The following is a 22,176-nucleotide window of genomic DNA, read 5'->3' as shown; positions in this document are numbered from 1 at the left end:
AATCCTGGTCGTTAAAGTGTTTGTTTGCACTCATATTTTAACTGTTAGGACTCAGGTTTTTTTATTTAAAGCAAACTATGGGACAGCAGTGACCTTCGGGTGGCTTTTTGCATAAAAAGATTAAGGAATATATTTTTTCACGACACCATCATCGAGTAGCTGCTGGAAATGTTCAACCAGACTTTCTTTCACCGGACGATACTCAATGCCGAGCTCATCTTTACTTTTTTGCGCATTAAAGAAAATTGGATAACCCATATTCAGCTCTACAAATTTACGGCTAAAACCTGCTACAGGCCCGAACAGTTTAAAGGCTGCCTTCGGCAATTGATTGCGCGGGAAGGGAAACTTATTGCCAAAATGTGCTCGCAGAATTTGGCCCATTTCCAGCAGGCTCAAGCTTTCACTACAAATGATATAACGGCCATGCGCTTCCGGATTAAACGCAGCACGGATATGCGCTTCAGCGACATCTTGAACATCGACCACGCCATTCCACATCGGTGGAACGCCAAGCAAAGTCATGCCATTGGCAAACTGTTGCAGAACTTCCACACTACCGGATTGGGTATTTGGCGTTAAGGATTGACCAAAAACCAGTGCAGGATTGATACAGACCAGATCCCAGCGATCCTGCGCTTCAGCCATTTCCCAGGCTTTACGCTCTGCCATGACTTTGGAATAAGGATAAGGTTGATGCGTGGCCGAACTGGTGGTATTCCAATGTGATTCATCAAAACTGTTATTTTCAGTCTGTAGAATATCAATGGCATCGCCATAGGTGGATGCGATACTCGATGTGACGATTACGCGTTTCACTGATTCGGTCTGATTGACACTATTCAGTACATTTTCAGTGCCTAACACCGCAGGTTCAATAATATCTTTGACTGCATCTTTATAATTGGTGACCACAAAAGGCGAAGCCATATGAAAGACAATTTCACAACCTCGCATGGCCTGATCAAAAGAACCTGGACTTAATAAATTGGCCTGAAATAACTTGAGAGTTCCCGGCGTGCTGTCGGCAATTTTTTCTAAATGAGCAAAGCTCTTACTTTTATTCAGGTCACGCACCGTGGCATGTACGGTATAGCCTTGCGTGAGTAATTTCTGGATAACCCAGCTGGCAATATAACCCGATGCACCGGTAACCAGAACAGGCGCTGTTGTTTGTGGATGTGTCATATCGGAACCGTTGTTGTTTTAAATTTGTGTGAATGATAAGCGAAATTTAAGCATGAAGTACGCCAATGCAGTGATGTTTATACAAAAAGAATGAATCTGTCTGTTCAAAATTAAGATTTACAAATTTTAACGCATGTGTTTATTCGCCAGTTTTAGGTTATTGCCAAGCGTAATGAAAGTGCAAAGTGTTGTTTTATAAATGGGATTTCATTAAGAACAAAGTGTAAATGCAAGTACTTCTCATTTTAATTATATAAAAATCAAATATTTAACCATGGTTGAGCTTTGCAAATTCAATTGCTTTTCGCCATAATAGCAAAATACAGGTAGGGAGTTATTCAAATGCGCGGAAATCCAGAAGTCGTAGATTATTTAAATATGTTGATCGGTGGCGAACTGGCTGCTCGTGACCAATACTTGATTCACTCTCGTATGTATGAAGATTGGGGATTGACCAAAATCTTTGAACGTATTGATCACGAAATGCAAGAAGAGTCCCAGCATGCGGATGCGATTATCCGTCGTGTTCTGTTCCTTGAAGGAACGCCAAACATGCAGCGCGATGACGTTGAGATTGGCGAGGATGTGGTGAGCTGCCTGAAAGCCGATCTAAAACTTGAATATTATGTGCGGGAAAAACTGGCGCAGGGCATCAAACTGTGTGAAGAGAAAGGTGACTATATCAGCCGTGATATGTTACGCCAGCAAATGTCGGATACCGAAGAAGACCATACTTACTGGTTAGAAAAACAATTGCGCTTAATCGAACTGATTGGTCTGCAAAATTATATTCAGTCACAGATGTAAAACCGGATGAATAAAAAAACCCAGCATCTGCTGGGTTTTTTTATATGTTGAAAATGCTTAGTTGTTATTACTCATAATGCCAATTTTTTTGACTTCCAGCCGTTGAGCCGCCGCCATGACCATAGCGATATGTTTATATTCAGTGGCACGATCCGCCTTGATTTTAATCTGATCCTGATCCGCTTTTTGCGCTACTGTCTTGAATAAGTTTTCCAGAGCTTGGGTATTTGCTACCGGCTGTTCATTCCAGAAAATCTTACCTTGTGCATCCAGACGTAATTCCACCAGCTCAGGCGGTTTTTCATCGGTTACAGGAGGCGTTCCATTCGGTAGATCGATATTAATCGAGTTATTCGGCAAAGGAATTGTGATAATAAACATAATCAGCAAGACCAGCATGACATCAATCAATGGGGTCATGTTGACATCTAACATCACATCATCGTCTTGATTTGAACCAACATTCATACCCATAAACTTAATCCTTCTTTGTGCTTAAGGTGTAGCAGGCGGAGTGGTGACAAAAGCAATTTTGCCAATACCGGCCTGTTGGGTAGTACTAATCACCTGATCAATTGCTTCATAAGGTGTTAACTGATCACCACGAATATGCACTTCAGGCTGCGGACGTTTCTGGGCTTCTGCCTGTAAACGACTCAGTAAAACTGATTTATCTGCGATATAGATTTCGTTCCAGAAAATATCGCCAGTTTTATTGACAGCCAACTGAACATTTTCTGGCTTGGTTTCATACGGTACATTTCTTTCTTCTGGCAGATCGACTGGTACGGTATGAATGGCAACCGGTACAGTAATCAGGAAGATAATGAGCAGAACCAGCATAATATCAACCAAAGGTGTGGTATTAATGGTTCCAATTACCTCATCATCACTGTCGTTTGAATTGACCATCATTCCCATGGCTGATGTCTCACTCTTACTTCACGTCACGATTAACAGGATTATTGGTTGTAATTTCACCGCTGAGTAATACTGCGTGTAAATCAGAACCAAAAGTACGCACTTCTTCCATCACTGCTTTATTACGGCGAGTTAACCAGTTGTAGCCAAGTACTGCAGGAACCGCGACCGCAAGACCGATTGCAGTCATGATTAGTGCTTCACCAACCGGGCCGGCAACTTTATCAATGGATGCTTGCCCTGAAACACCAATGGCAGTCAGTGCATGGTAAATCCCCCAAACCGTACCGAAAAGTCCAACGAAAGGTGCGGTAGAACCGACTGTCGCAAGGAAGGCCAGACCGCCACTCAGATGGTTCTGGATTTTGTCGATTGCACGTGAAATTGAAATGGTGACCCAGGTATTGAAGTCAATACGCTCAAGTAATGTACCGCCATGATTTTTGGTTGACTTAATCCCTTTTTCCGCAATAAAACGGTAGACGCTGGCTTCATCCAGGTTCTCGGTGGCATTATCCAGAGAAGAAGATTCCCAGAAAGTATTTTCAGCTTGCTTAGCCTGTTTGCGAATCTTGCCTTGTTGTAGGCATTTGCTGATCATGATGTACCAGGTGCCGATCGACATGACAACCAGAATAAACAAAGTGATTTTCGAAACAATATCACCTTCTTTCCACATGGCTTCTAGGCCATAAGGATTGTATCCAGCTTTTTCATCACTAGCTTCATCAGGCAGTGGGGGCGGGGTTGGTGTGGCCGCTGTTGCAGGTGTTGTTACCGCTGTTTCAGTGACAGCACTGGTATTGGGGGTAGCGGACTGTTCTGCAAAAATTGTTTGCAGAGGTAATAAAGTGCTCATGGCAATTACACCGGCAGCAGTCATGTTTTTTAAAGGTTTTAGTGATTTTTTCATCATGGATCTCCTGATTTTTTTCTTTATCTGTTGTATCTGTTAGTCAAGGACAAATTCATAGGGAATGTCATACCAAGATTCTTGCGGTTCGCCATTTTTCATTGCCGGCTTGAAAGTACATAAACTGAAGGCCTTGGATGCTGCACGATCCAGCGCACGACTACCGCTCGACTTTTTCACCTTCGCATCCTGGACCTTGCCGGAGGTATTTACATATACAGAGATCAGGACTTCACCTTGCTCTTCATTCATCAGTGCATCACGTGGATAGTCTGGGCGTTTACATCCTGCTTCACCTTGTGAAACACCACGAGTTACGCCAGCGGGTGGAGGAGCTGGGGCTGGAGCGGCTGCGACTACTGGAGCCGGTGCTGCTACCGGACTTGGTGAAGGACTCGCTGCAACGGGAGTAGGTACTGCAACAGTTGTCGGTTGGGTTGGTGTTGGAAGTGTTTTCTGTACAGGAACGACTTTTTCAACCGGTTTCACCTCAGGCACTTGTGCTACTTTTTCCACGATTTTTGGTGGTTCAGGTGGTGTTTCTTTTGGTGGCTCAGGTTCAGGCGGCTTAATATCTTGAATAATCATTAGCTCAACTGGCTGTTCCGTTGGTTTAATAATGTCTTTTGCCATACCAGCCATGAGTACCAGGCCAACCAGGATATGCAAAAAAACAACGACCCCAATACCAGTCAGTTTTTTGGCGGAGTTTTTTTCTAAGTCTTCAAACTTTGTGCCCATCATGACTCCTAGAATTTAAGACAAACAGGAAATAGTGCACTGATGAGAAAATTTTTTTAGTTACAGGCAGCATTATTTTTTGTTTGGCTAAAATTAAACGGGGAAAACCGCAAACACCGCTTGGCAGCAGTGTTTGCGAAGTAATTAATTAAAAGAATTTATAAGTACCACGTAGGAAGTAGGTACGGCCCATTGGATCACCGTGACGAGGGTCATAGCCATATTGAGCATTGTTGGTTGCATCAGAAGCAGGTGGTTCTGCATCAAACATGTTGCGAATACCTGCAGTTAGCTCTAAATTCTTGAATCCGCTATAGGTGCCTGCAAAGTTATAAAGCGTATAGGCACTTACATCACGTTCTTGAGAAAAGTCTTCATAACCACGGATATATTGTTGTTCTAGTCTCATTTTCCAGTCTTCATAAGACCAGTTGATATTGGCAATATGTCTCCAGCGGACGACTGCAGGATCATCATAGATGCCGACTAGACCTTCCCATTCACCACCTGGCTCTACTTGCTCATCCATTTTGATGACATAGGTCCCATCAATTCCGAAACCGAAGCGGCCGGTAGCAGTCATTGGGGTTAAGTAGTTCAGGCTGAGGTCAATACCTTCAGTTTTTAAGCCACCTAAATTTTGTATTGTGGTATTTAAATACTGAATACGGCCATCTGGTGCATAAACAATCAGGTTGCCATAACGATCAAGGTCATTAAAAATATCATTAGGCGTAACTGAGCCAACTATACCTTCGATGTCGATATTGTAGTAATCAGCAGTGAAGACCAGATTCTTGATTGGTTCATACACGAAACCGGCTGTAAACGAGGTTGATTCTTCAGGTTGTAGGTCCGGGTTGCCGCCTTGTTTACGCTTGAACTGCATACCACACTGATCAGCAAACTCTATGTTGTTCGCTGTGCCATCGGCATTACAAAAACGCGGGTTATTAAAGTTGGTGCTGGTATTGGTTTCACTTTGTAAAGAGTTAATTTCCCACATACTTGGTGCACGGAATCCAGTGCTATAAGAGCTACGGAACATCAGTTCTTTCAGTGGTTCCCAACGTAGAGATACTTTTGGATTGAAAGTGTCACCAAAGTCACTATAGTCATCATAACGTGCTGCAAGTTGAGCTTCTAAACTCGGCAAGATCGGAATGTGCAATTCTGTAAATACTGCAGTAATATCGCGGTCACCGGAGCTTGAAGGCTTGTTCGGGTCAATACCACTTCCTGGAACCTGGCGAACAAGATCAGCATTCACTTTGGCTTCCCAGTCCTGAGTTGTGAAGCTTCCGCCTAATGCAAATCCAACTTCACCTGCAGGAAGTTCATAGATCGGACGGCTGACAGTGAAATCTACAGTGGTAGAATCCAGGCTTGCCATATTTGTAGGACCAACTGCATCAAAGGTTGACCATTTTCCAGCATCTGCAGCTGCCTGAGGACCAAATGGGTTTAATGTGCCATCATTGAGTGCAGCTTGAACTTGGCTTTGGTTCAGATAGCCACTTACGAAGTTGTCGGTTGCTTCACCTTTGGCATAAGTTACGCCACCATTTAGATCCCAACCTGCAACTTCACCTTCAATCCCGACAAAGAACCGGTTTGATTCATTCACTGATTGAGAAACACGGTTACCTGACTGTGAACGTAAAAAAAGTGGGACTCTTGAATCTGCAAGACCCGCAATACCTGGGGTAATACCTTGGCCAGGGTAATATTTGCTGGTATTTGGAATAGAAAGGGTTCCAGCCCATACATCTGGAGCAATTGAAGTTGTCACTTCACTTTCGGTATAAATATATTCAGCAACGGCATTTAATGAATCGGTTAATTTGAATGTACCTTTGGCTAAAGCAGAAAAGGTTTCTTCATCTGGGGTAATGCCAATAAGTGCTTGAGTATTTAACAGGCAGCGACTACCTGAGATAAACATATTCGGGGCATTATTACAGTTCTGATTGATATAAGGGTTAACGATGCCTAGACTTGAAGATTGCAAGTTAGCAGGAAAGCCCGAACCGGAACCAATCGCCATGTTGAGTTCAGGAATCAAACCACCACGACGGCTGACTTTACGATCTTTGGCCATGATCATGTCAGAAGTACGATAATCGACTACACCGTAAACGTTGAAACCTTGTTCATCCAGATCACCATAACCACCGAAAATAGAGACATCATATTTGTCGCCATTTTTTTCTTCAGGTGCTTGCAGTCCACCAGAAATACCAAAACCTTGGTATTCTTTTTTGATAATAAAGTTAATTACCCCAGCAATTGCATCAGCACCATAAACCGCAGAAGCGCCATCGCGCAGAATCTCGATTCGCTCAACCATCGCGAGTGGAATAATATTCAGGTTGACTTCAGAAGTACTAAATGGGCTGTTAGCCAAACGACGCCCATTTAATAAAACTAAGGTCTTATCAGTACCAATCCCACGCAGGTTGGCAGAAGAACCTGAAGTATTACTTTTACCAATATTTTGAGAAACAGCAAAACCAGCTTGGTTAGCACTTACTTTATTAATTGCTTCTTCAACCGTGGTGACCCCCTGATTCACCAGATCTTCGACTTTAAGCACAGTAATAGGAGAGGCACTTTGTGCGGCTACACCTTTAATAGACGAACCCGTCACTGTCACTTTCTGAACCTTGGTAGGTTGTGCAGCGGAATTCTCTGGTTCATCTGCTGCATATGCCAAAGACAAACACATCATACTTAAGGTAAGCGTACTTAACTTGAGTATTGTCTTGCCAACTGTTGGAGCCCCCATAGATCCGACTAGTTTGTTTATTTTCATCGTAAAGTTCACCTTTCTTGTTGTGTGAAGATAATGCTGTATTTTTTTTAAGCAAAGCAAGTGCCAACTTAGTCAGAATTCTTCTAAAAATATTCAATATATTAAGAAATGCTTAATTTATAGGGTCTTAGAAAGAGAGAACTTGTGCGTCAGGGAAAACAGATGAGCTGTATTGGAAGTAATAAGAAAAAATGATATTGCAAATCAGTATTTATCGATTAACTCTAAACATTAATTGAAAAATATGTGAACTAATCGATATTTCTAGATTCTTTAATATAGGTGGAATATGAGTTATGAGGGGTGGTTGTTTAATTTTTAGACATATTCTTAGTTATTAAAAAATATAGATTTATTTTTTTGGATTATGAATGGCTGAATTGGAATGTGCTATAAAATGACACACTAGCGAATTATTTTTGTGCAATAAAGTGAAAGTCATTGTAGGATTAATGCAGTAAATACTGCAGATAGTATCTAAGTCATTGCCTAAATTATTATTATTATTTTAAATGATTAATAAAAATATATTTTTTGTTGTAAAAAGAACTTAATTGTTACTTAAAGTCTAGAGTGGCATGAAATTAGCTTTCAAACGCTAGATTCATAAGATAGGCGGAATGTTGAAAAATAAAAAAAACATGAAGCAAATCAGAAGAGATTAAATGCTTTTAAAAAACCTTAATCATTTTAATGATTTAAATAAACAAAAATAGGTGTGAATTTGAAATCAGCAATTTTAAGGATGACAGTTTTAGCAATGGCAGTAACATCAGGGGGGATGGCCTTAGCAAAATCATCTGCACATCCGGATAAAGTTTTAAACCTAGCTTTTGAAGCGCCTGATGATGGTTTTGATATGGTTAAAACCTATAATTTTTATAGTGGTAGCGTTGCTGAAGCCATTTTTGAACCTTTGTTACGTTATGACTATCTGGCGCGGCCGGCAATCCTGGTACCAAATACCGCCGAATCCTTACCCAAGGTTGAACAGGATGGAAAAGTCTATACCTTTAAAGTCAAACCGGGAATCTACTTCAGCCCAGATCCAGCATTTCAGGGCAAGAAGCGTGAACTGGTGGCACGTGATTATATCTACTCTATGCAAAGGATTATGGATCCCAAAAATCACTCTCCATCTTTTTCTTTTATCGAGGGAAAAATCCTTAGGGCAGAGCAGGTCATCCAGCAGGCTAAAAAAACCGGCAAGTTCAACTACGATGCACCGATTGCCGGTTTAAAAGCACTAGATAAATATACTTTACAAATTACCCTGACCCGTTCCGACCTGAATTTTCCCTATATTCTGGCCTATGTGGCTTTTAGTGGTACCGCACGGGAAGTGATCGAACATTATGGTCATCGGGCAGGTCAGCATCCGGTTGGAACAGGGGCGTATCAATTACACAAATATGTGCCGCGTAGCCGTATTGAACTGACCGCCAACCCGAATTATCGTGGTTTTGTCTGGAACTTTAAGGGCGATGGTTCCGAATGGGATCAACGTATTGTCAAAGCCATGCAAGGCAAGCAGATGCCGCAAATTGGCAAGGTCAAAATCAGTATTATTGAAGAGGAACAGTCGCGCTGGCTGGCTTTAAAGTCTGGACAACTGGACTATGACAAACTCACTGCGAGCGGCGCCGAACAGGCACTGGAAAATAAGCAGCTGAAAAGTGAATACAAGAAAAAAGGCATCCTGCATTATCCAAATAAAGAACCGGAAATTACCTATACCATCATGAATATGCGTGATCCATTAATTGGTGGAAATTCACTGGAAAAAATTGCCTTACGTCGTGCTCTCGCCTTGTCCTATAACCAGAAAGAAGCTATCCAGCAGTTGTACAAAGGTCATGCCGATAAAGCTGAAATGATTTTGCCAGAGGGAGTGGGTGGACATGACCCGAAGTATAAAAGCAGTATTGCTTATAACCCATTACTGGCCAATAAGCTGCTTGAACGCTTTGGTTATAAGAAAGGAGTCGACGGTTACCGCACCTTGCCTGATGGCAAACCATTGGTTCTGAAAATGAACTCGACTAGCTCAAGCTCTTCCGTTATTTCTGCGGAGCTATGGAAAAAGAACCTGGATGCAATCGGGGTAAAAGTTGAATTTAAAGTCAGTAACTTTGCCGACAATTTAAAAGAAGCCACTCAATGCAAACATATGATGTGGGGTGGCGCCTGGATTGCAGATTATCCGGAAGGGGAAAACTTTGCCCAGTTGCTGTATGGCCCAAATGCCCAGCAAGGTAACCTGAGCTGCTATACCTCTAAAGCCTATGACGCGCTGTATCAAACTGCGATGAAACTGCCGCCTCAGCAACGCACTCCATATTATGAGCAGATGAACCGCCAGATGGAGGCCGATAATCCATGGATTCTGCACAATACCCGTATACGCAACTGGTTGATTCATCCGCATGTACAGGGCTTTAAGGCCCATCCGGTGACCAGAGCAGTTTGGCAATATATGGATATTGAACCTGTTAAAAAATAACTTGAGAAGATTAAGAACCAGTATGAATGTGAATAAAAATACTTTAAAAAAACTGGCCAGTGGGGTGTTAGTGGCCGGTTTGATGATGGCAGGGAGTGCATCGACATGGGCCAGCAATCCTGCCAACCCGAATAAGGTTTTAAAAACAGTATTTCTGGCAGCTGAAACCGGTTTTGATCCGGGTTATATCCAGGACCGTTATTCAGCCAAAATTAATGCCGCGATTTTTGAAACCTTATTTACCTATGATTATCTGGCCTCGCCAGCAAAATTAGTGCCATTGACTGCGGTCAGTCTGCCTCAAGTCAGTGCGGATGGCCTGACTTATACCATCAAAATCAAAAAGGGTATTTATTTTGCCAATGATCCGGTCTTTGGCGGTAAAAAACGTGAACTGACTTCGTATGACTATGCTTATAGCTTGAAACGTCTACTGGACCCAAAGCTGCATTCACCGAACAGCTGGTTGCTGGATGGCCGAATTAAAGGGCTGGACGCATGGATGGCCCTAACCAAAAAGAATGGCAAAGCCTATGAAAATCCGTTTGAAGGTATTCAGACCCCAGACCGCTATACCTTGGTATTAAAGCTGAATAATCCGGATCAGAACTTTCCGATGTTGCTGGCACATGGGCCTGCCGCTGCAGTGGCTCGTGAAGTGATTGAAAAATATAAAGATAAGGCGGGTTGGGTCATGAATAGGCCAGTGGGAACTGGTCCTTATGTGCTCAGCCTCTGGACACCAGGCTCACGGATGATCTTAAAACCAAATCCAGCTTATCGTGGTTTTGTCTGGGACTTTAAAGCCAGTGGTGCAGAAGATCAGGCCATTGTAAAAGCCATGCAGGGCAAAAAAATGCCTCAAATCGGCACTATTGATGTGCGTGTTATTGAAGAAGCGCAATCACGGATGCTGGCATTTAAGAAAAATGAACTGGACTTGCTCGAAATTGAGGGTGATATCGTCGTTCAGGCCCTCGATGGCGATAAATTAAAGCCTGAGCTGGCTCAGCAGGGGGTGAAGCTGTCACGTATTTTAGAGCCCTCCATTAGTTACCATTACTGGAATATGCAAAACCCGGTCGTGGGTGGTTTCGCGCCAGAAAAAATTGCCTTACGTCGTGCCATGGCGATGGCATTTTCTGTGGAAAACATGATCAATGTATTACTTAAGGGAGATGGAGCAAAACTGCACATGCCTATTCCCCCAGGAGTAGCAGGCTATTCACCGTCCTATAAAAGCAGTATTCCCTATTCAGTCAAAGCAGCCAATATGTTGCTCGACCGCTATAACTACAAGATCGGTGCAGATGGCTGGCGGAAAACGCCTGAAGGGAAACCTCTGGTGATTGAACTGATTACTGGGAATACCAGTCGGGGCCAGCAACAGGGTGAGTTCTGGAAAAAGACCCTGGACAGTATCCATATTCAGCTGACCAGTAAGGCCATGCCATTCGCTGAAGGCATCAAGCTGGAAAAGCAATGTAAAACCATGTTCAAGAGTTCTGCATGGATTGCCGATTATCCAGATGCTGACAACTTTATGCAGTTGTTCTATGGCAAGAATGTCAATGTCACCAACAATGCCTGTTTCAAGCATCCTGAATTCGACCGTCTTTACGAGCAAACCCAGAGTATGCCACCAGGCCCTGAGCGTGATCTGCTTTATCGCAAAATGACCCGAATTCTCGAAGTCAACATGCCAACCCTGATGCTCTATAGCACCTACCGTAACGCCTTGACCCACCCCCAAATTATTGGACATAAGTCTCATCCGATTCTGTCTTCAGAATGGATGTATATCGATATTAATACGAAAAAGTAAGAAAAAATCTGGAGATGAATATGAAATCAAAGTCTTTAAAATTAAGTACCTTATGTTTAATGATAATGGGGGGATATCAAGGTGTAGCGGCAGATACCCAAGTACAGCTGCTGCAATTGTTCAAGGCTGCAGAAATTCCGTCTTTATGTGATGCCAGTCTGGCTTCCATGCAAAAAGATATCCAGATATTTGAAAATAAGAAAATTAAAAATAAAGCCAAGGCAGGGCCTTATCTGGCTGAATGGGATGAGTTGCATGCCAAAGCCCGGGATTTCGGTGCAGCAGTAGGGCTGTACAGTAATGTCGATCCGGATCCTGCATTGCGTCAGGCAGCCGATGACTGTGAACTTAAAATCAGCAAATACCAAACCACCCTGTATCAGAATCCTAAACTGTATGGACAGTTCAAAAAACTGAAAGCCAGTGATCCGATTGATCAGAAATTTTTAGAAGATATTCTGGAGCAGTTTGAGAACACCGGCGTACAACTCAGTGCAGAAAAACAGAAACGACTGAAAGAAATTATTGAAGAAAGTACCAAACTGGGACAGGACTTTTCCAAAAATGTGCGGGATAACCCTGAAAAGGTTGAATTTACTCCAGCTGAAATGAAAGGCCTGCCAGAAAGTTACATCGCAAATTTAAAGAAAAATGAAAAGGGCAATTATCTGCTCGGCTTTGATTATCCGGAATACCAGCCTTTTATGGAGCTGGCAGAAAGTGATGAAGCACGCAAACGCTACCAGACCGCTTACACGCGTCGCGGGACCGAACAAAACTTGCAATTCATGAAAAAAGCCATTGATCTGCGTTATGAAATGGCACAACTTTTTGACAAGGAAAGCTATGCCCATTCTGCGCTTGAATTCCGTATGGCCAAAACTCCGGAAGCAGTGAACGGTTTTCTGGATGAGGTTTATGCCAAAGTTGCACCTCTAGAAAAGCAGGATGTAGAACAATTACGCCAGTTCAAGGCTGAAACTTTAAAAGTTCCGTTAGAGAAAGCAGAAATTACACGCTGGAATCAGGGTTATTGGAGTGAAAAACTGCGTCAGGCCAAATACAAGGTAGACCAGGAAAAATTACGGGACTATTTCCCGACAGAAGCATCGCAAAAGTGGTTATTCGCTATTTCTTCGGAACTCTATGGCATTGAGTTCAAGCCGGTGAAAGTCAAGGCCTGGCATGATGAAGTGGAATATTATGCGGTACATGACAAGGCTACGGGCGAATTCCTTGGCGGATTATATGTTGATAAATACCCGCGTGAAGGCAAATATGGGCATGCAGCTGTCTGGGGAGCTTATGGCGGCAGTACCCTGAATCAGCGTCGTCCGGTATCGGTACTGGTGACCAATTTTAACCGTAAGGGCTTGAACAGCAATGAACTGGAAACCTTTGTGCATGAAATGGGTCATGCCTTGCACGGGATTCTTTCGAAGACCCGCTATACAGAACAATCTGGTACTTCGGTAGAGCGTGACTTTGTTGAAGCGCCGTCACAGATGTACGAAGAGTGGGCACGTCGTCTGGAAACCTTGTCAAAAGTAGCAGATTACTGTGAGCCGGCATGTCCTCGGGTGGATGCTGCCATGACCGAGCGCTTAAAGAATGTGAAGAATTACGGCCGAGGCCTGCATTATGCCCGTCAGGCTTTATATGCCCAATATGATATGGCCTTGCATGGTAAAGATGCAAAAAACATTGAGCCTTTAAAACTCTGGCAGGATATGGAAGGCAAGACCGCCTTGGGTTATGTCAGCGGTCAGCAGTTCCCGGGACAGTTCGGGCATCTGATGGGCGGCTATCAGGCAGGTTACTACAGCTATATGTGGTCTGAAGTCATTGCCCTGGATATGCTTTCATCCTTTGGTGATCAGCTCATGGACAAGAAAGTCGGTGCGCATTATCGTAATACGGTCCTGGCTCAAGGCGGACAAAAGCATGGCGAGCAAATGGTGAAAGACTTCTTGGGTCGTGATCCGGACAGCAAAGCTTTCTTTAATGAAATCTCTGGAAAAAATTAAGGAAGGCAAGCGATGCTGGCATATATTATTCGACGGCTTTGGCAAATGATCCCGACCATGCTCGGGGTGATTTTGCTGATTTTCCTGCTGTTTAACTGGGTAGGTGGAGACCCTGCCTATATTCTGGCCGGTAAAATGGCCAATGCGGAACAGATTGAGAACATCCGTCAGCAACTGGGTGTGGATCAACCGTATTACGTACAACTCTGGATCTTTATCAAGCAGATTTTAACATTTGATTATGGGGTGAGCTGGAGTACCGGGGAATCGGTGGCACAGATTATCACCACCCGTTTGGGACCCTCACTGACCATTCTGATTCCACTGACTATTCTGCAAACTATTATTTCTATCATTCTGGCTTTGGGTGTGGCTTCGGTTCGTGGTTCTTTGACTGATCGCATGATCATGATGCTGTGTACGATCGGTATGTCGATCAGTATTCTGGTATACATCATCGTGTTCCAGTATTTCCTGGCCTATGAACTGAGCTGGTTCCCGGTACAGGGCTGGAGCGATAATTTTGCCGATAATCTTTTCAAATATGCCTTGTTACCTGTGCTGATTATGTTGGTGGTAAGTATCGCACCAACACTACGCCTGTATCGTAGTTTTGTACTGGATGAAGTCAATCAGGACTATGTACGTACTGCGCGTGCCAAAGGCCTGGGTGAAAACCGTATCATGGGCGTGCATGTCTTGCGCAATGCTTCGATTCCGATTATTACCGATGTGATGGCAGGACTTCCGGCACTGCTGATCGGTGCTTTCCTGATCGAACGTTTTTTTGGTATTCCGGGAATTGGCCGTGAAGTTATTATTGCGGTAGAACGTTCCGATTTTCCTGTGATTAAAGCCATTACGGTCTATGTTGCTGCTGCGACCATGATATTCAACCTGATCGCCGATCTGATCTATAAATGGGTCGATCCGCGTGTACAGTTGAAGTAGGTGAATTATGCTGAGTGCGATATTTAAAAAAGAACAAGCGGCTGAAGCAGCACCTGAATCGGCTTCTACAGGATTATGGCAACTGGCCATGCGCCGTTTGAAACGTGACCGGATTGCCATGTTTTCCCTGTATGTGGTGCTGTTTTATCTGCTGCTGCTGGTACTGTCAATGAGCGGCCTGATTGCCAAAGACTGGAATAAAGAAGTGGCGGTCAGCTATGCACCGCCGAGTTTTATCAGTGCAGCGCCAGTTCCGGCTGCACCTGATACAGAGCAGGGCACAGAATCTGTGCCTCTACCGGTCAATCCAGTTGATCCCTTAAAAGATGTCATTGCTGAATTGAATACTGAAATTGCTGCTGAGCAGGGTGCTGGTGCAGGCATCGATTATTATGGAGTGGTCGATCCGCTGGCAGAAGACATGAAGGCCATTAATCAGGAACTCGGCGGCCAGCTGATGGATGAAAGTGGTGAACTCAAGCAAAGTCTGGTTTTCGGCGCTGATAAATGGGGACAGGATGTTTTACAGAAAACTATCAAGGGGGCTGAAACCTCGATTCTGGTTGGACTGATTGCAGCCTTTGTCGCTGTACTGATTGGAACTGCACTGGGTGCAATAGCAGGTTACTTTGGTGGTTGGGTCGATGATGTCCTAAACTGGTTCTATAATATCTTTACCTCGATTCCCTATCTGTTGCTGGTTTTGGCCATTGCCGCAGTGTTACAGCAGAAAGGTATTTTATCAATCATCCTGATTTTAGGTCTGACTGGCTGGACCGGGGTCTTCCGTTTGGTTCGTGCTGAATACATGAAGCATACGGCACGTGAATATGTGCTGGCTGCCAAAGCGATTGGCGTGAGTAATATGCGTCGTATGTTTGTCCATATTTTTCCCAATGTCAGCCATATTGCCCTGGTACAGATGTCTATTCTGGTGGTGGCATTTATCAAGTCCGAAGTCATTTTGAGCTTCCTCGGTTTCGGTGTGCCTATCGGGGTAGTGTCATGGGGCAGTATGCTAAATGAAGCACAAAGCGAGCTGATTTTGGGTAAATGGTGGCAACTGGCGGCAGCCTCAATCGCCATGGCGGTATTGGTAACTGCTTTCTCGATGTTTACTGATGCACTCCGTGATGCATTAGATCCAAAACTGAAATAGGAGCGCAACGATGTCTGAAATCAATCCAAGCACAGCACCTGCGCTACTTCGCGTAGAAAATCTGCGAGTCAGTTTTAAAGGTGAAAATAAAGAATATATTGAGACTGTAAAAGGGGTTTCTTTCGAGATTCCGGCCAATACCACAGTTGCACTGGTAGGCGAATCGGGAAGTGGCAAGTCGGTCACTTCCCTCGCCACTATGGGCCTGCTTCCGGCAGAAAGCGCACGTATTTCAGAAGATAGCCAGATCATCTTTGAAGGGAAAAACCTGCTCAAGCTTAAAACCCGTGAAATGCGCCAGAGGTGCGGCAAAGACATTGCCATGATTTTTCAGGAACCAATGTCTTCGCTAAATCCGGTATTTACGGTAGGCATGCAGATTGCAGAAATCCTGCAACTACACTTGGGCATGAATAAAAAGCAGGCGCGGCAACGTACCCTGGAGCTGCTCAAAGAAGTGGGGATCCCTGCGCCAGAAACTAAAATTGATGCCTATCCGGGGCAGCTTTCCGGTGGACAGCAGCAACGGGTCATGATTGCCATGGCTATTGCCTGTGAACCGAAACTGTTGATTGCAGATGAACCGACCACAGCCCTGGATGTGACTATTCAAAAGCAGATTCTGGACTTGCTGGAATCGCTACGTCAGCGTCGTCAGATGTCGATGCTGTTTATTACCCATGATCTGGCATTGGTTGGTGAAATTGCCGATCAGGTTATTGTGATGCGCCATGGGGAAATCCGTGAACAGGGTCCGGTTCGGGAGGTGCTGGACCGGCCTCAGGACATGTATACCAAAGCCTTGTTGCACTGCCGCCCGCAACTCTCGCAACGTCCGTTACGTTTGCCGATGATCAGCGATTTTATGAAACAGGATGGTTCAACCTGGCTGGAAGATATTCGTCTGAATACTCAGCTTCCGCAACGTTCACGTGGACTAAAGGGCGGAGAGGAAATTATTCTGGATGTACGGGATCTGCAAAAATCTTTTTATAGTCGTAAAGGACTGTTTGGCAAAGATGAGTTTCAAGCAGTAAAAGGAGTTTCTTTTCAGCTGGCCAAAGGCAAGACCTTGGGGTTGGTCGGGGAGTCCGGTTCGGGTAAAACCACCATTGGCTTGTTGCTGATGCGTCTGCAAAAGGCTACGGGCGGTAAGGCACTGTTTCAGGGTCGGGACATTCTGGACATGTCGGAACAGGAATTTACCCAGTATCAACGTAAAATCCAGATCATATTCCAGAATCCGTATGCTTCTCTGAATCCACGCTTTACCGTAGGGCAAATCCTGATGGAACCGATGCAGATTCACAAGATTGGTCAGGATGATGCCGAACGCAAGCAAATGGCTCTGGATTTGCTGGAACGGGTCAGCTTGCCTGCTCAGGCTTTTTATCGCTACCCGCATGAGTTTTCCGGTGGTCAGCGTCAGCGGATTGCAATCGCACGTTGCCTGACCTTAAAGCCTGAGATTTTGATCTGTGATGAATCGGTCTCGGCACTGGATGTCTCAGTACAGGCGCAGGTGCTGAATTTACTGCAAGATTTGCAGGATGAATTCGGACTCAGCTATATCTTTATTTCACATGATTTGTCGGTAGTGAAATATATTTCAGATCAGATCATGGTGCTGAATCATGGGGAACTGGTGGAAATCGCCAATTCAGATGAATTGTATCAATCTCCACAGCATGAATATACCAAGCGTTTACTCGGTGCCATTCCGCAAGGGATTCCACAAAGTGCCTGATGCATAAGGCATAAAAAAGTCAGGCAATGTGCCTGACTTTTTTTATTTATCTTAATTAAAACTTTTTAAAGCCTTTGTTGATACCGTATGGACGACGCGGCGCATTTTCATCACGCTCTTCGCGGCGACCAAAACCTTGATCCGGACGGTTTTCACGACGTACAAACTGAGTGCCGTTCTGGTTTTCAGCTTTGTCACGACGACCATACGCATTGTCATCACGACGCTCACGGCCAGTATTGTTTTGTGGTTGCTCATCACTGTCACGACGTTGCTGACGCAAGAAACCGCCACGGCGCGCAGCCATCGGTTTGTCTTGCATACGCTCGTTACGGCGTTTCGCCATACCAAACAAGCCTGTACCTTGACGTGGCTTCAATTCCACAGCTTTGGTCAGGTTGTCGATATCGTTTTTATCCAGTTCAATCCAGCGACCGGTACGCAGTTCGCGTGGCAAAATCACAGTACCATAACGGGTACGCAGTAGACGGCTGACTTTCAGGCCTTGTGATTCAAAGATACGACGTACTTCACGGTTACGACCTTCTTTCACCACGACCTGGAACCAACGGTTGATCCCGTCACCGCCCAGTTCAGAGAAAGATTCGAATTTTGCCGGACCATCGTCTAGCACCACGCCTTTAAGCATGTTGTTACGAATTTGTGGCGTTACTTCACCCATGACACGAACTGCATATTCACGTTCGATTTCATTCGATGGGTGCATCAAGCGATTCGCAAGTTCACCATCATTTGTGAACAAGAGTAGACCGGTGGAGTTAATATCCAGACGACCGACCATCACCCAGCGATCGCCCGGAATAGCAGGCAGCTGTTCAAACACGGTCGGACGGTTTTCAGGATCGCTACGTGAGCAGATCTCGCCTTCAGGCTTGTAATAGATAATGACACGACGACGGATTTCGTCTTCAATCTGGAAGGCAACTTTACGACCATCGATGCGAAGCTCATCACCTGGTTCGATTCGTTCACCCACTTGGGCAATTTGCCCGTTGACACTTACACGACCCGCGGCAATGACTTCTTCCATATAACGGCGAGAACCCAAACCAACGCGTGCAAGCACCTTTTGCAACTTTTCACTCATGACAGCATAACCTTAGAAATAATTATCAACAGTTCACCTATTTATGACTTCGGTGCATTCGCATCGAGGGCCATAAAAGCTTCCTTGGCATCCTGCAGGGGAGGCAATTGGCCCAAACTATTCAGGCCAAACGCATTTAAAAATTGTGGCGTTGTCATTAACAACGCAGGTCTTCCAGGGAGTTCACGAAATCCGGACTCTTTAATCCAGTTCCAGTCAAACAGCGTACGCAGGTTTTGACTGTTATTCGTAACACCACGAATCTGTTCAATATCCGCTCGAGTCACTGGCTGGTGATAAGCAATCACCGCAAGTGTCTCCAGTAATGAAGGCGACAAGCGAGCCGGTCGCTCTGGCCAGGTCTGTGCAATAATATTACGATATTTTGCACGTACTTGAAAACGATAACCTTGTGCTGTTTCAATCAGTTCGATCGAACGGCCATGCATCAGCATGGAAAGTTGTTGTAAATACTGACGTAATTCCTGTTTGCTATAGCGATCCTGAAAAGCTTCTTTCAGACGAGCCAATGAAACCGCAGTGTCACTGGCAAAAATAATGGCTTCAAGCTGCATCAGGACTTCGTGCAGATTATCTTCTGCAGATAACAGCGTATTTTGATCGAGTGTCATTGACTGGCTCCTTGAATCGCGAGCGGGGCTTCAATACCTGTAGCAATAATCTGAATTTTTTGTTGTCGGGTCAGTTCCAGCACCGCCATAAAGGTTACCACCATACCCATACGGCCTTGGCTCGGTTTTAACAAGTCCTTAAAGCTGAGTATTGCGCCAGTTTCAATACAACTTTCAATATAGGCAATACGTTCTTCCAGCAGTACCGGTTCCTGTTGCACCTGATGAATCACCGGTTCAGGACGGTTAAATATACAAAGCAAGGCATCACGCAATAAATCGCTTGAATAGCCTTCATTCGGCTGCTGGATTTCGCCCAAACTGACGTTGGTGGTGAAAGTGTCACGTTCCAGAATCGGCATCTGGCCCAGACGTTCTGCTGCCTGTTTAATTCTTAAATAATTTTCTAAACGGTCAATCAGTTCTTGTTTTGGATCCTGTTCAATCGCAGTCAGGCTTTTCGGTTTCGGCAAAAGCAAACGTGATTTCAGATCTGCCAGTAAGGCCGCCATCACCATATAGTCGGCCGTCAGCTCGATGTTCAGGGATTTCATCGCGTCCATATAAGACAAATACTGTGCTGCTATCGGCGCGATATCGACTTGTAGCAAGTCAAAACCGTTTTTTTGAATCAGGTAAATTAAAAAGTCGAGTGGGCCTTCAAAATGTTCTAATAAGATTTCAAATGCCGCTGGAGGAATGTACAGATCCTCTGGAATTGTATCCTGCCATTCATCCAGAACCCGAATGTGCGGAGCAGATTCCATAGTGTTATGGATAATTTGAGTCATTACAATTATAGGCCACGCGAATTTTCAAAGGCATGCAAAGGCTTGATTTTCGGTATCTGATCGAAAGAAAAGCACAGGATTAAGCGTTGTCATTGTACTGGAAAAGTAACTTTAAATAAATTAAATAAGCCGTCAAAGCCATAAAAACTTAAAAAAATAATGGAATTTATCTACGATTTAAAAATAGCAACGAGAAAAATGACAAAACATAGCTGGAAATGCTACGGTGATTTTTAGGTTAAATTGGTTCTCATAATTAAGCGTATCTGGTAGATGATATCAGTTGATTCACTTAAAAAACTTGATCAATACAGTGATTCTCATCAAAAGAGAAAATAAGCTAGCTGGCAGATATTGAATGATTTTTAAACGGATTTCCCATTAAAAAACATAAAATTAATAAGTATTAATAAAATATCTCCCTATAATTTTTGGTCAAAAATACCGCTATACTCTCGAAAAATAGTCAAGAATCACAAAAATCAATAAAAAGGTGAAGAAAGCATGCCACTTATTCTGGTTGTTATTGGGATGATCGCATTCGGGGGATTTTGGGCTTATCCCAAATATCAGATTATGCAGCTTGAAGATGAAGCACGCACAGGACTGAAATCAGGTGGATTTTCAGCTTTTGCGGAACAGGCCCGACCTGTCATGCAGGCCATGAAAATGGATTTTAGTGTGCTGGACCAATATCCCAATATTCGTTTTTACATGCGGCATATGGCTTATGAGGGCGACCAGCTGGATGAGCGGATTAAACTGGATATGCAAGCCATGTCTTGTGAGTCGATCAATTCCTTTAAAGTCATGGAACCCAAAGCACGTACGGCGATGCTGAATGTACTGGAAGATGATCAGATCATTTTTCATGTGTATCTGAAAAATAAGCTGGGCGAGGAACTCATGCACCATGAACAGAAGCTATCGCAATGCCCAAATTTCATTGCAGTTCGTCATTATGAACGTAGTTCAGATTCCTAAACTGGTTTTGGCAACCATTGCATACCTGTCGAATTGAAAAGAATAGAACTGCAACCTCTCACCCTATGCTTTTTTAGATTTTCATGGTGAGGAATGATTGTATTCCTTGGTCGCAAATTCAATGATACGTTGGCAAGTCTCTGCCAGGCATACATTTTGGTTTGAATAGATCTGCAACAACTGTCTCGCTACAGCCAACGTCAGGAAAAATTGGTACTCAGTATGATCAATATTTACAGTGGGATGGGAAGGAAAATGTGCTTCGACCATGACTGCCTTGGATTGCAGTGTCCAAGGCAGTTCTGCATAGATTAAATCCTGTGCAGAAAATTCATGCTGATTTAGCAGGAGATAAAATAAATCCATTCATTTTGACTCCCCGAATGTTTGTAGGAATTTCTCAAGCGTCGTTTATTCAAAGGCGCTGACATCTCCCATACCACGACGAATCACTTCTGGATGATCACCGGATAAATCTACAATAGAAGTTGTGCTCAACGTGCCTAAACCACTATCTACAAAAACATCAATGCGTTTGCCCAGCTGCATTTCAATATCATAAGGATCATCGAGTGGGTCAGTCTGACCCGGTAAAATCAGGGTAGAGGTCAACAGCGGTTCACCGAGTTCTTTCAGTAACATTTGACACACCGGATTATTTGGAATGCGCAGACCAATAGTTTTCTTTTTAGGATGCATCAACCGACGTGGCACTTCACTGGTCGCAGGTAAAATAAAGGTCGTGATGGCCGGTGTATTATTTTTCAGCAAACGGTACATGGCATTGTCCACTTTGGCATAAGTGGCAATATCGGATAAATCACAGCACAGAATCGCATATTGATGCTTTGGGCCCAAACCACGAATTTGCGCAATCCGCTCCATGGCACTCTTGTTCCCAATCTGGCAACCAATCGCATAGGCCGCATCAGTGGGATAGACCACCACATCACCCGCACGGATACGTTCCACTGCCTGACTGATTAAGCGGGGTTGCGGATTGTCTGGGTGTACGCGTAAATGCAGCATAGAGACTACTCCAAGCTTGGGCTGATGGCTTATTA

The 22,176-nt window shown here is 44.1% G+C and carries 19 protein-coding genes; 8 read left to right on the top strand and 11 right to left on the bottom strand.

The genetic code is table 11. The features are described from left to right. Positions 1–120 precede the first annotated feature (120 nt). On the bottom strand, positions 121–1,188 hold the full coding sequence (locus NI466_RS12045) for an SDR family oxidoreductase (RefSeq protein ID WP_253173713.1): 1,068 nt from the start codon (positions 1,186–1,188) through the stop codon (positions 121–123). A 342-nt stretch (positions 1,189–1,530) separates the two neighbouring features. Between NI466_RS12045 and ftn the strand changes: the two genes are divergently transcribed. Then, the gene (gene ftn / locus NI466_RS12040) at positions 1,531–1,995 is read left to right on the top strand and encodes a heteropolymeric bacterioferritin subunit Ftn (RefSeq protein ID WP_253173711.1); all 465 of its coding nucleotides are present in this window, start codon (positions 1,531–1,533) and stop codon (positions 1,993–1,995) included. A 57-nt stretch (positions 1,996–2,052) separates the two neighbouring features. Here the strand turns inward: ftn and NI466_RS12035 are convergent, their stop codons facing one another. The 5 genes from NI466_RS12035 to NI466_RS12015 all read right to left on the bottom strand — a co-directional run bounded on the left by NI466_RS12035 (position 2,053) and on the right by NI466_RS12015 (position 7,385). Next, positions 2,053–2,469 carry an ExbD/TolR family protein gene (locus NI466_RS12035; protein WP_004279208.1) on the bottom strand — a complete coding sequence of 139 codons (417 nt, stop codon included), beginning with the start codon at positions 2,467–2,469 and terminating at the stop codon, positions 2,053–2,055. 21 nt (positions 2,470–2,490) lie between these two features. Beyond that, positions 2,491–2,916, bottom strand: a complete 426-nt coding sequence (locus tag NI466_RS12030) for an ExbD/TolR family protein (protein WP_253173709.1) — start codon at positions 2,914–2,916, stop codon at positions 2,491–2,493. Positions 2,917–2,932: 16 nt separating this feature from the next. Then, complete coding sequence (locus tag NI466_RS12025; RefSeq protein ID WP_171065881.1) at positions 2,933–3,832, bottom strand: MotA/TolQ/ExbB proton channel family protein; 900 nt, start codon at positions 3,830–3,832, stop codon at positions 2,933–2,935. Positions 3,833–3,868: 36 nt separating this feature from the next. Then, on the bottom strand, positions 3,869–4,570 hold the full coding sequence (locus NI466_RS12020; RefSeq protein WP_086044090.1) for an energy transducer TonB: 702 nt from the start codon (positions 4,568–4,570) through the stop codon (positions 3,869–3,871). A 148-nt stretch (positions 4,571–4,718) separates the two neighbouring features. Beyond that, positions 4,719–7,385, bottom strand: coding sequence for a TonB-dependent receptor (locus NI466_RS12015; protein WP_253173708.1), 2,667 nt, complete (start codon positions 7,383–7,385; stop codon positions 4,719–4,721). 745 nt (positions 7,386–8,130) lie between these two features. Between NI466_RS12015 and NI466_RS12010 the strand changes: the two genes are divergently transcribed. From NI466_RS12010 to NI466_RS11985, 6 genes are read left to right on the top strand one after another with little or no spacing between them, the layout of a single operon-like run. Then, positions 8,131–9,888 (top strand): ABC transporter substrate-binding protein, encoded by a 1,758-nt coding sequence (locus NI466_RS12010; protein WP_253173707.1) that lies wholly within the window; start codon positions 8,131–8,133, stop codon positions 9,886–9,888. A 22-nt stretch (positions 9,889–9,910) separates the two neighbouring features. Further along, on the top strand, positions 9,911–11,713 hold the full coding sequence (locus NI466_RS12005; protein ID WP_005107727.1) for an ABC transporter substrate-binding protein: 1,803 nt from the start codon (positions 9,911–9,913) through the stop codon (positions 11,711–11,713). 20 nt (positions 11,714–11,733) lie between these two features. Next, complete coding sequence (locus NI466_RS12000; RefSeq protein ID WP_253173706.1) at positions 11,734–13,740, top strand: M3 family metallopeptidase; 2,007 nt, start codon at positions 11,734–11,736, stop codon at positions 13,738–13,740. Between the two features lie 12 nt (positions 13,741–13,752). Next, positions 13,753–14,691, top strand: a complete 939-nt coding sequence (locus NI466_RS11995) for an ABC transporter permease (protein ID WP_004279216.1) — start codon at positions 13,753–13,755, stop codon at positions 14,689–14,691. A gap of 7 nt (positions 14,692–14,698) precedes the next feature. Next, positions 14,699–15,850 carry an ABC transporter permease gene (locus tag NI466_RS11990; protein WP_253173705.1) on the top strand — a complete coding sequence of 384 codons (1,152 nt, stop codon included), beginning with the start codon at positions 14,699–14,701 and terminating at the stop codon, positions 15,848–15,850. A gap of 10 nt (positions 15,851–15,860) precedes the next feature. Continuing rightward, positions 15,861–17,597: an ABC transporter ATP-binding protein gene (locus NI466_RS11985; RefSeq protein ID WP_253173704.1), complete on the top strand. Its 1,737-nt coding sequence runs from the start codon at positions 15,861–15,863 to the stop codon at positions 17,595–17,597. A gap of 55 nt (positions 17,598–17,652) precedes the next feature. On the opposite strand, the gene rluB is transcribed toward NI466_RS11985, so the two are convergent. The 3 genes from rluB to NI466_RS11970 are packed head-to-tail and all read right to left on the bottom strand — an operon-like array spanning position 17,653 to position 20,128. Continuing rightward, the gene (gene rluB / locus NI466_RS11980) at positions 17,653–18,705 is read right to left on the bottom strand and encodes a 23S rRNA pseudouridine(2605) synthase RluB (RefSeq protein ID WP_253173703.1); all 1,053 of its coding nucleotides are present in this window, start codon (positions 18,703–18,705) and stop codon (positions 17,653–17,655) included. 41 nt (positions 18,706–18,746) lie between these two features. Beyond that, positions 18,747–19,337, bottom strand: coding sequence for an SMC-Scp complex subunit ScpB (scpB, locus tag NI466_RS11975; protein WP_180087408.1), 591 nt, complete (start codon positions 19,335–19,337; stop codon positions 18,747–18,749). Continuing rightward, complete coding sequence (locus NI466_RS11970; protein ID WP_004279221.1) at positions 19,334–20,128, bottom strand: segregation and condensation protein A; 795 nt, start codon at positions 20,126–20,128, stop codon at positions 19,334–19,336. Before NI466_RS11970 ends, scpB begins: the two co-directional genes overlap by 4 nt. Before the next feature lie 504 nt (positions 20,129–20,632). Between NI466_RS11970 and NI466_RS11965 the strand changes: the two genes are divergently transcribed. Next, positions 20,633–21,112: a hypothetical protein gene (locus tag NI466_RS11965; RefSeq protein WP_004279222.1), complete on the top strand. Its 480-nt coding sequence runs from the start codon at positions 20,633–20,635 to the stop codon at positions 21,110–21,112. An 81-nt stretch (positions 21,113–21,193) separates the two neighbouring features. Here the strand turns inward: NI466_RS11965 and NI466_RS11960 are convergent, their stop codons facing one another. Together NI466_RS11960 and NI466_RS11955 are read right to left on the bottom strand one after the other, a co-directional pair. Continuing rightward, complete coding sequence (locus NI466_RS11960) at positions 21,194–21,478, bottom strand: hypothetical protein (protein WP_004279223.1); 285 nt, start codon at positions 21,476–21,478, stop codon at positions 21,194–21,196. 45 nt (positions 21,479–21,523) lie between these two features. Beyond that, on the bottom strand, positions 21,524–22,141 hold the full coding sequence (locus NI466_RS11955; protein ID WP_004646095.1) for an L-threonylcarbamoyladenylate synthase: 618 nt from the start codon (positions 22,139–22,141) through the stop codon (positions 21,524–21,526). Positions 22,142–22,176 lie beyond the last annotated feature (35 nt).

It is taken from the genome of Acinetobacter lwoffii (assembly GCF_024129595.1).
GTDB lineage: Bacteria > Pseudomonadota > Gammaproteobacteria > Pseudomonadales > Moraxellaceae > Acinetobacter > Acinetobacter lwoffii_O.
Note: the sequence above shows the minus strand (reverse complement) of the source record. Positions and strands in the feature narration are given on the sequence as shown.

Excerpts from the sequence above, each read along its gene's own strand:
- NI466_RS12045 (WP_253173713.1), bottom strand. The coding sequence starts at position 1,188 with ATGACACATCCACAAACAACAGCGCCTGTTCTGGTTACCGGTGCATCG.
- ftn (WP_253173711.1), top strand. The coding sequence starts at position 1,531 with ATGCGCGGAAATCCAGAAGTCGTAGATTATTTAAATATGTTGATCGGT.
- NI466_RS12035 (WP_004279208.1), bottom strand. The coding sequence starts at position 2,469 with ATGGGTATGAATGTTGGTTCAAATCAAGACGATGATGTGATGTTAGAT.
- NI466_RS12030 (WP_253173709.1), bottom strand. The coding sequence starts at position 2,916 with ATGGGAATGATGGTCAATTCAAACGACAGTGATGATGAGGTAATTGGA.
- NI466_RS12025 (WP_171065881.1), bottom strand. The coding sequence starts at position 3,832 with ATGATGAAAAAATCACTAAAACCTTTAAAAAACATGACTGCTGCCGGT.
- NI466_RS12020 (WP_086044090.1), bottom strand. The coding sequence starts at position 4,570 with ATGGGCACAAAGTTTGAAGACTTAGAAAAAAACTCCGCCAAAAAACTG.
- NI466_RS12015 (WP_253173708.1), bottom strand. The coding sequence starts at position 7,385 with ATGAAAATAAACAAACTAGTCGGATCTATGGGGGCTCCAACAGTTGGC.
- NI466_RS12010 (WP_253173707.1), top strand. The coding sequence starts at position 8,131 with ATGACAGTTTTAGCAATGGCAGTAACATCAGGGGGGATGGCCTTAGCA.
- NI466_RS12005 (WP_005107727.1), top strand. The coding sequence starts at position 9,911 with ATGAATGTGAATAAAAATACTTTAAAAAAACTGGCCAGTGGGGTGTTA.
- NI466_RS12000 (WP_253173706.1), top strand. The coding sequence starts at position 11,734 with ATGAAATCAAAGTCTTTAAAATTAAGTACCTTATGTTTAATGATAATG.
- NI466_RS11995 (WP_004279216.1), top strand. The coding sequence starts at position 13,753 with ATGCTGGCATATATTATTCGACGGCTTTGGCAAATGATCCCGACCATG.
- NI466_RS11990 (WP_253173705.1), top strand. The coding sequence starts at position 14,699 with ATGCTGAGTGCGATATTTAAAAAAGAACAAGCGGCTGAAGCAGCACCT.
- NI466_RS11985 (WP_253173704.1), top strand. The coding sequence starts at position 15,861 with ATGTCTGAAATCAATCCAAGCACAGCACCTGCGCTACTTCGCGTAGAA.
- rluB (WP_253173703.1), bottom strand. The coding sequence starts at position 18,705 with ATGAGTGAAAAGTTGCAAAAGGTGCTTGCACGCGTTGGTTTGGGTTCT.
- scpB (WP_180087408.1), bottom strand. The coding sequence starts at position 19,337 with ATGACACTCGATCAAAATACGCTGTTATCTGCAGAAGATAATCTGCAC.
- NI466_RS11970 (WP_004279221.1), bottom strand. The coding sequence starts at position 20,128 with ATGACTCAAATTATCCATAACACTATGGAATCTGCTCCGCACATTCGG.
- NI466_RS11965 (WP_004279222.1), top strand. The coding sequence starts at position 20,633 with ATGCCACTTATTCTGGTTGTTATTGGGATGATCGCATTCGGGGGATTT.
- NI466_RS11960 (WP_004279223.1), bottom strand. The coding sequence starts at position 21,478 with ATGGATTTATTTTATCTCCTGCTAAATCAGCATGAATTTTCTGCACAG.
- NI466_RS11955 (WP_004646095.1), bottom strand. The coding sequence starts at position 22,141 with ATGCTGCATTTACGCGTACACCCAGACAATCCGCAACCCCGCTTAATC.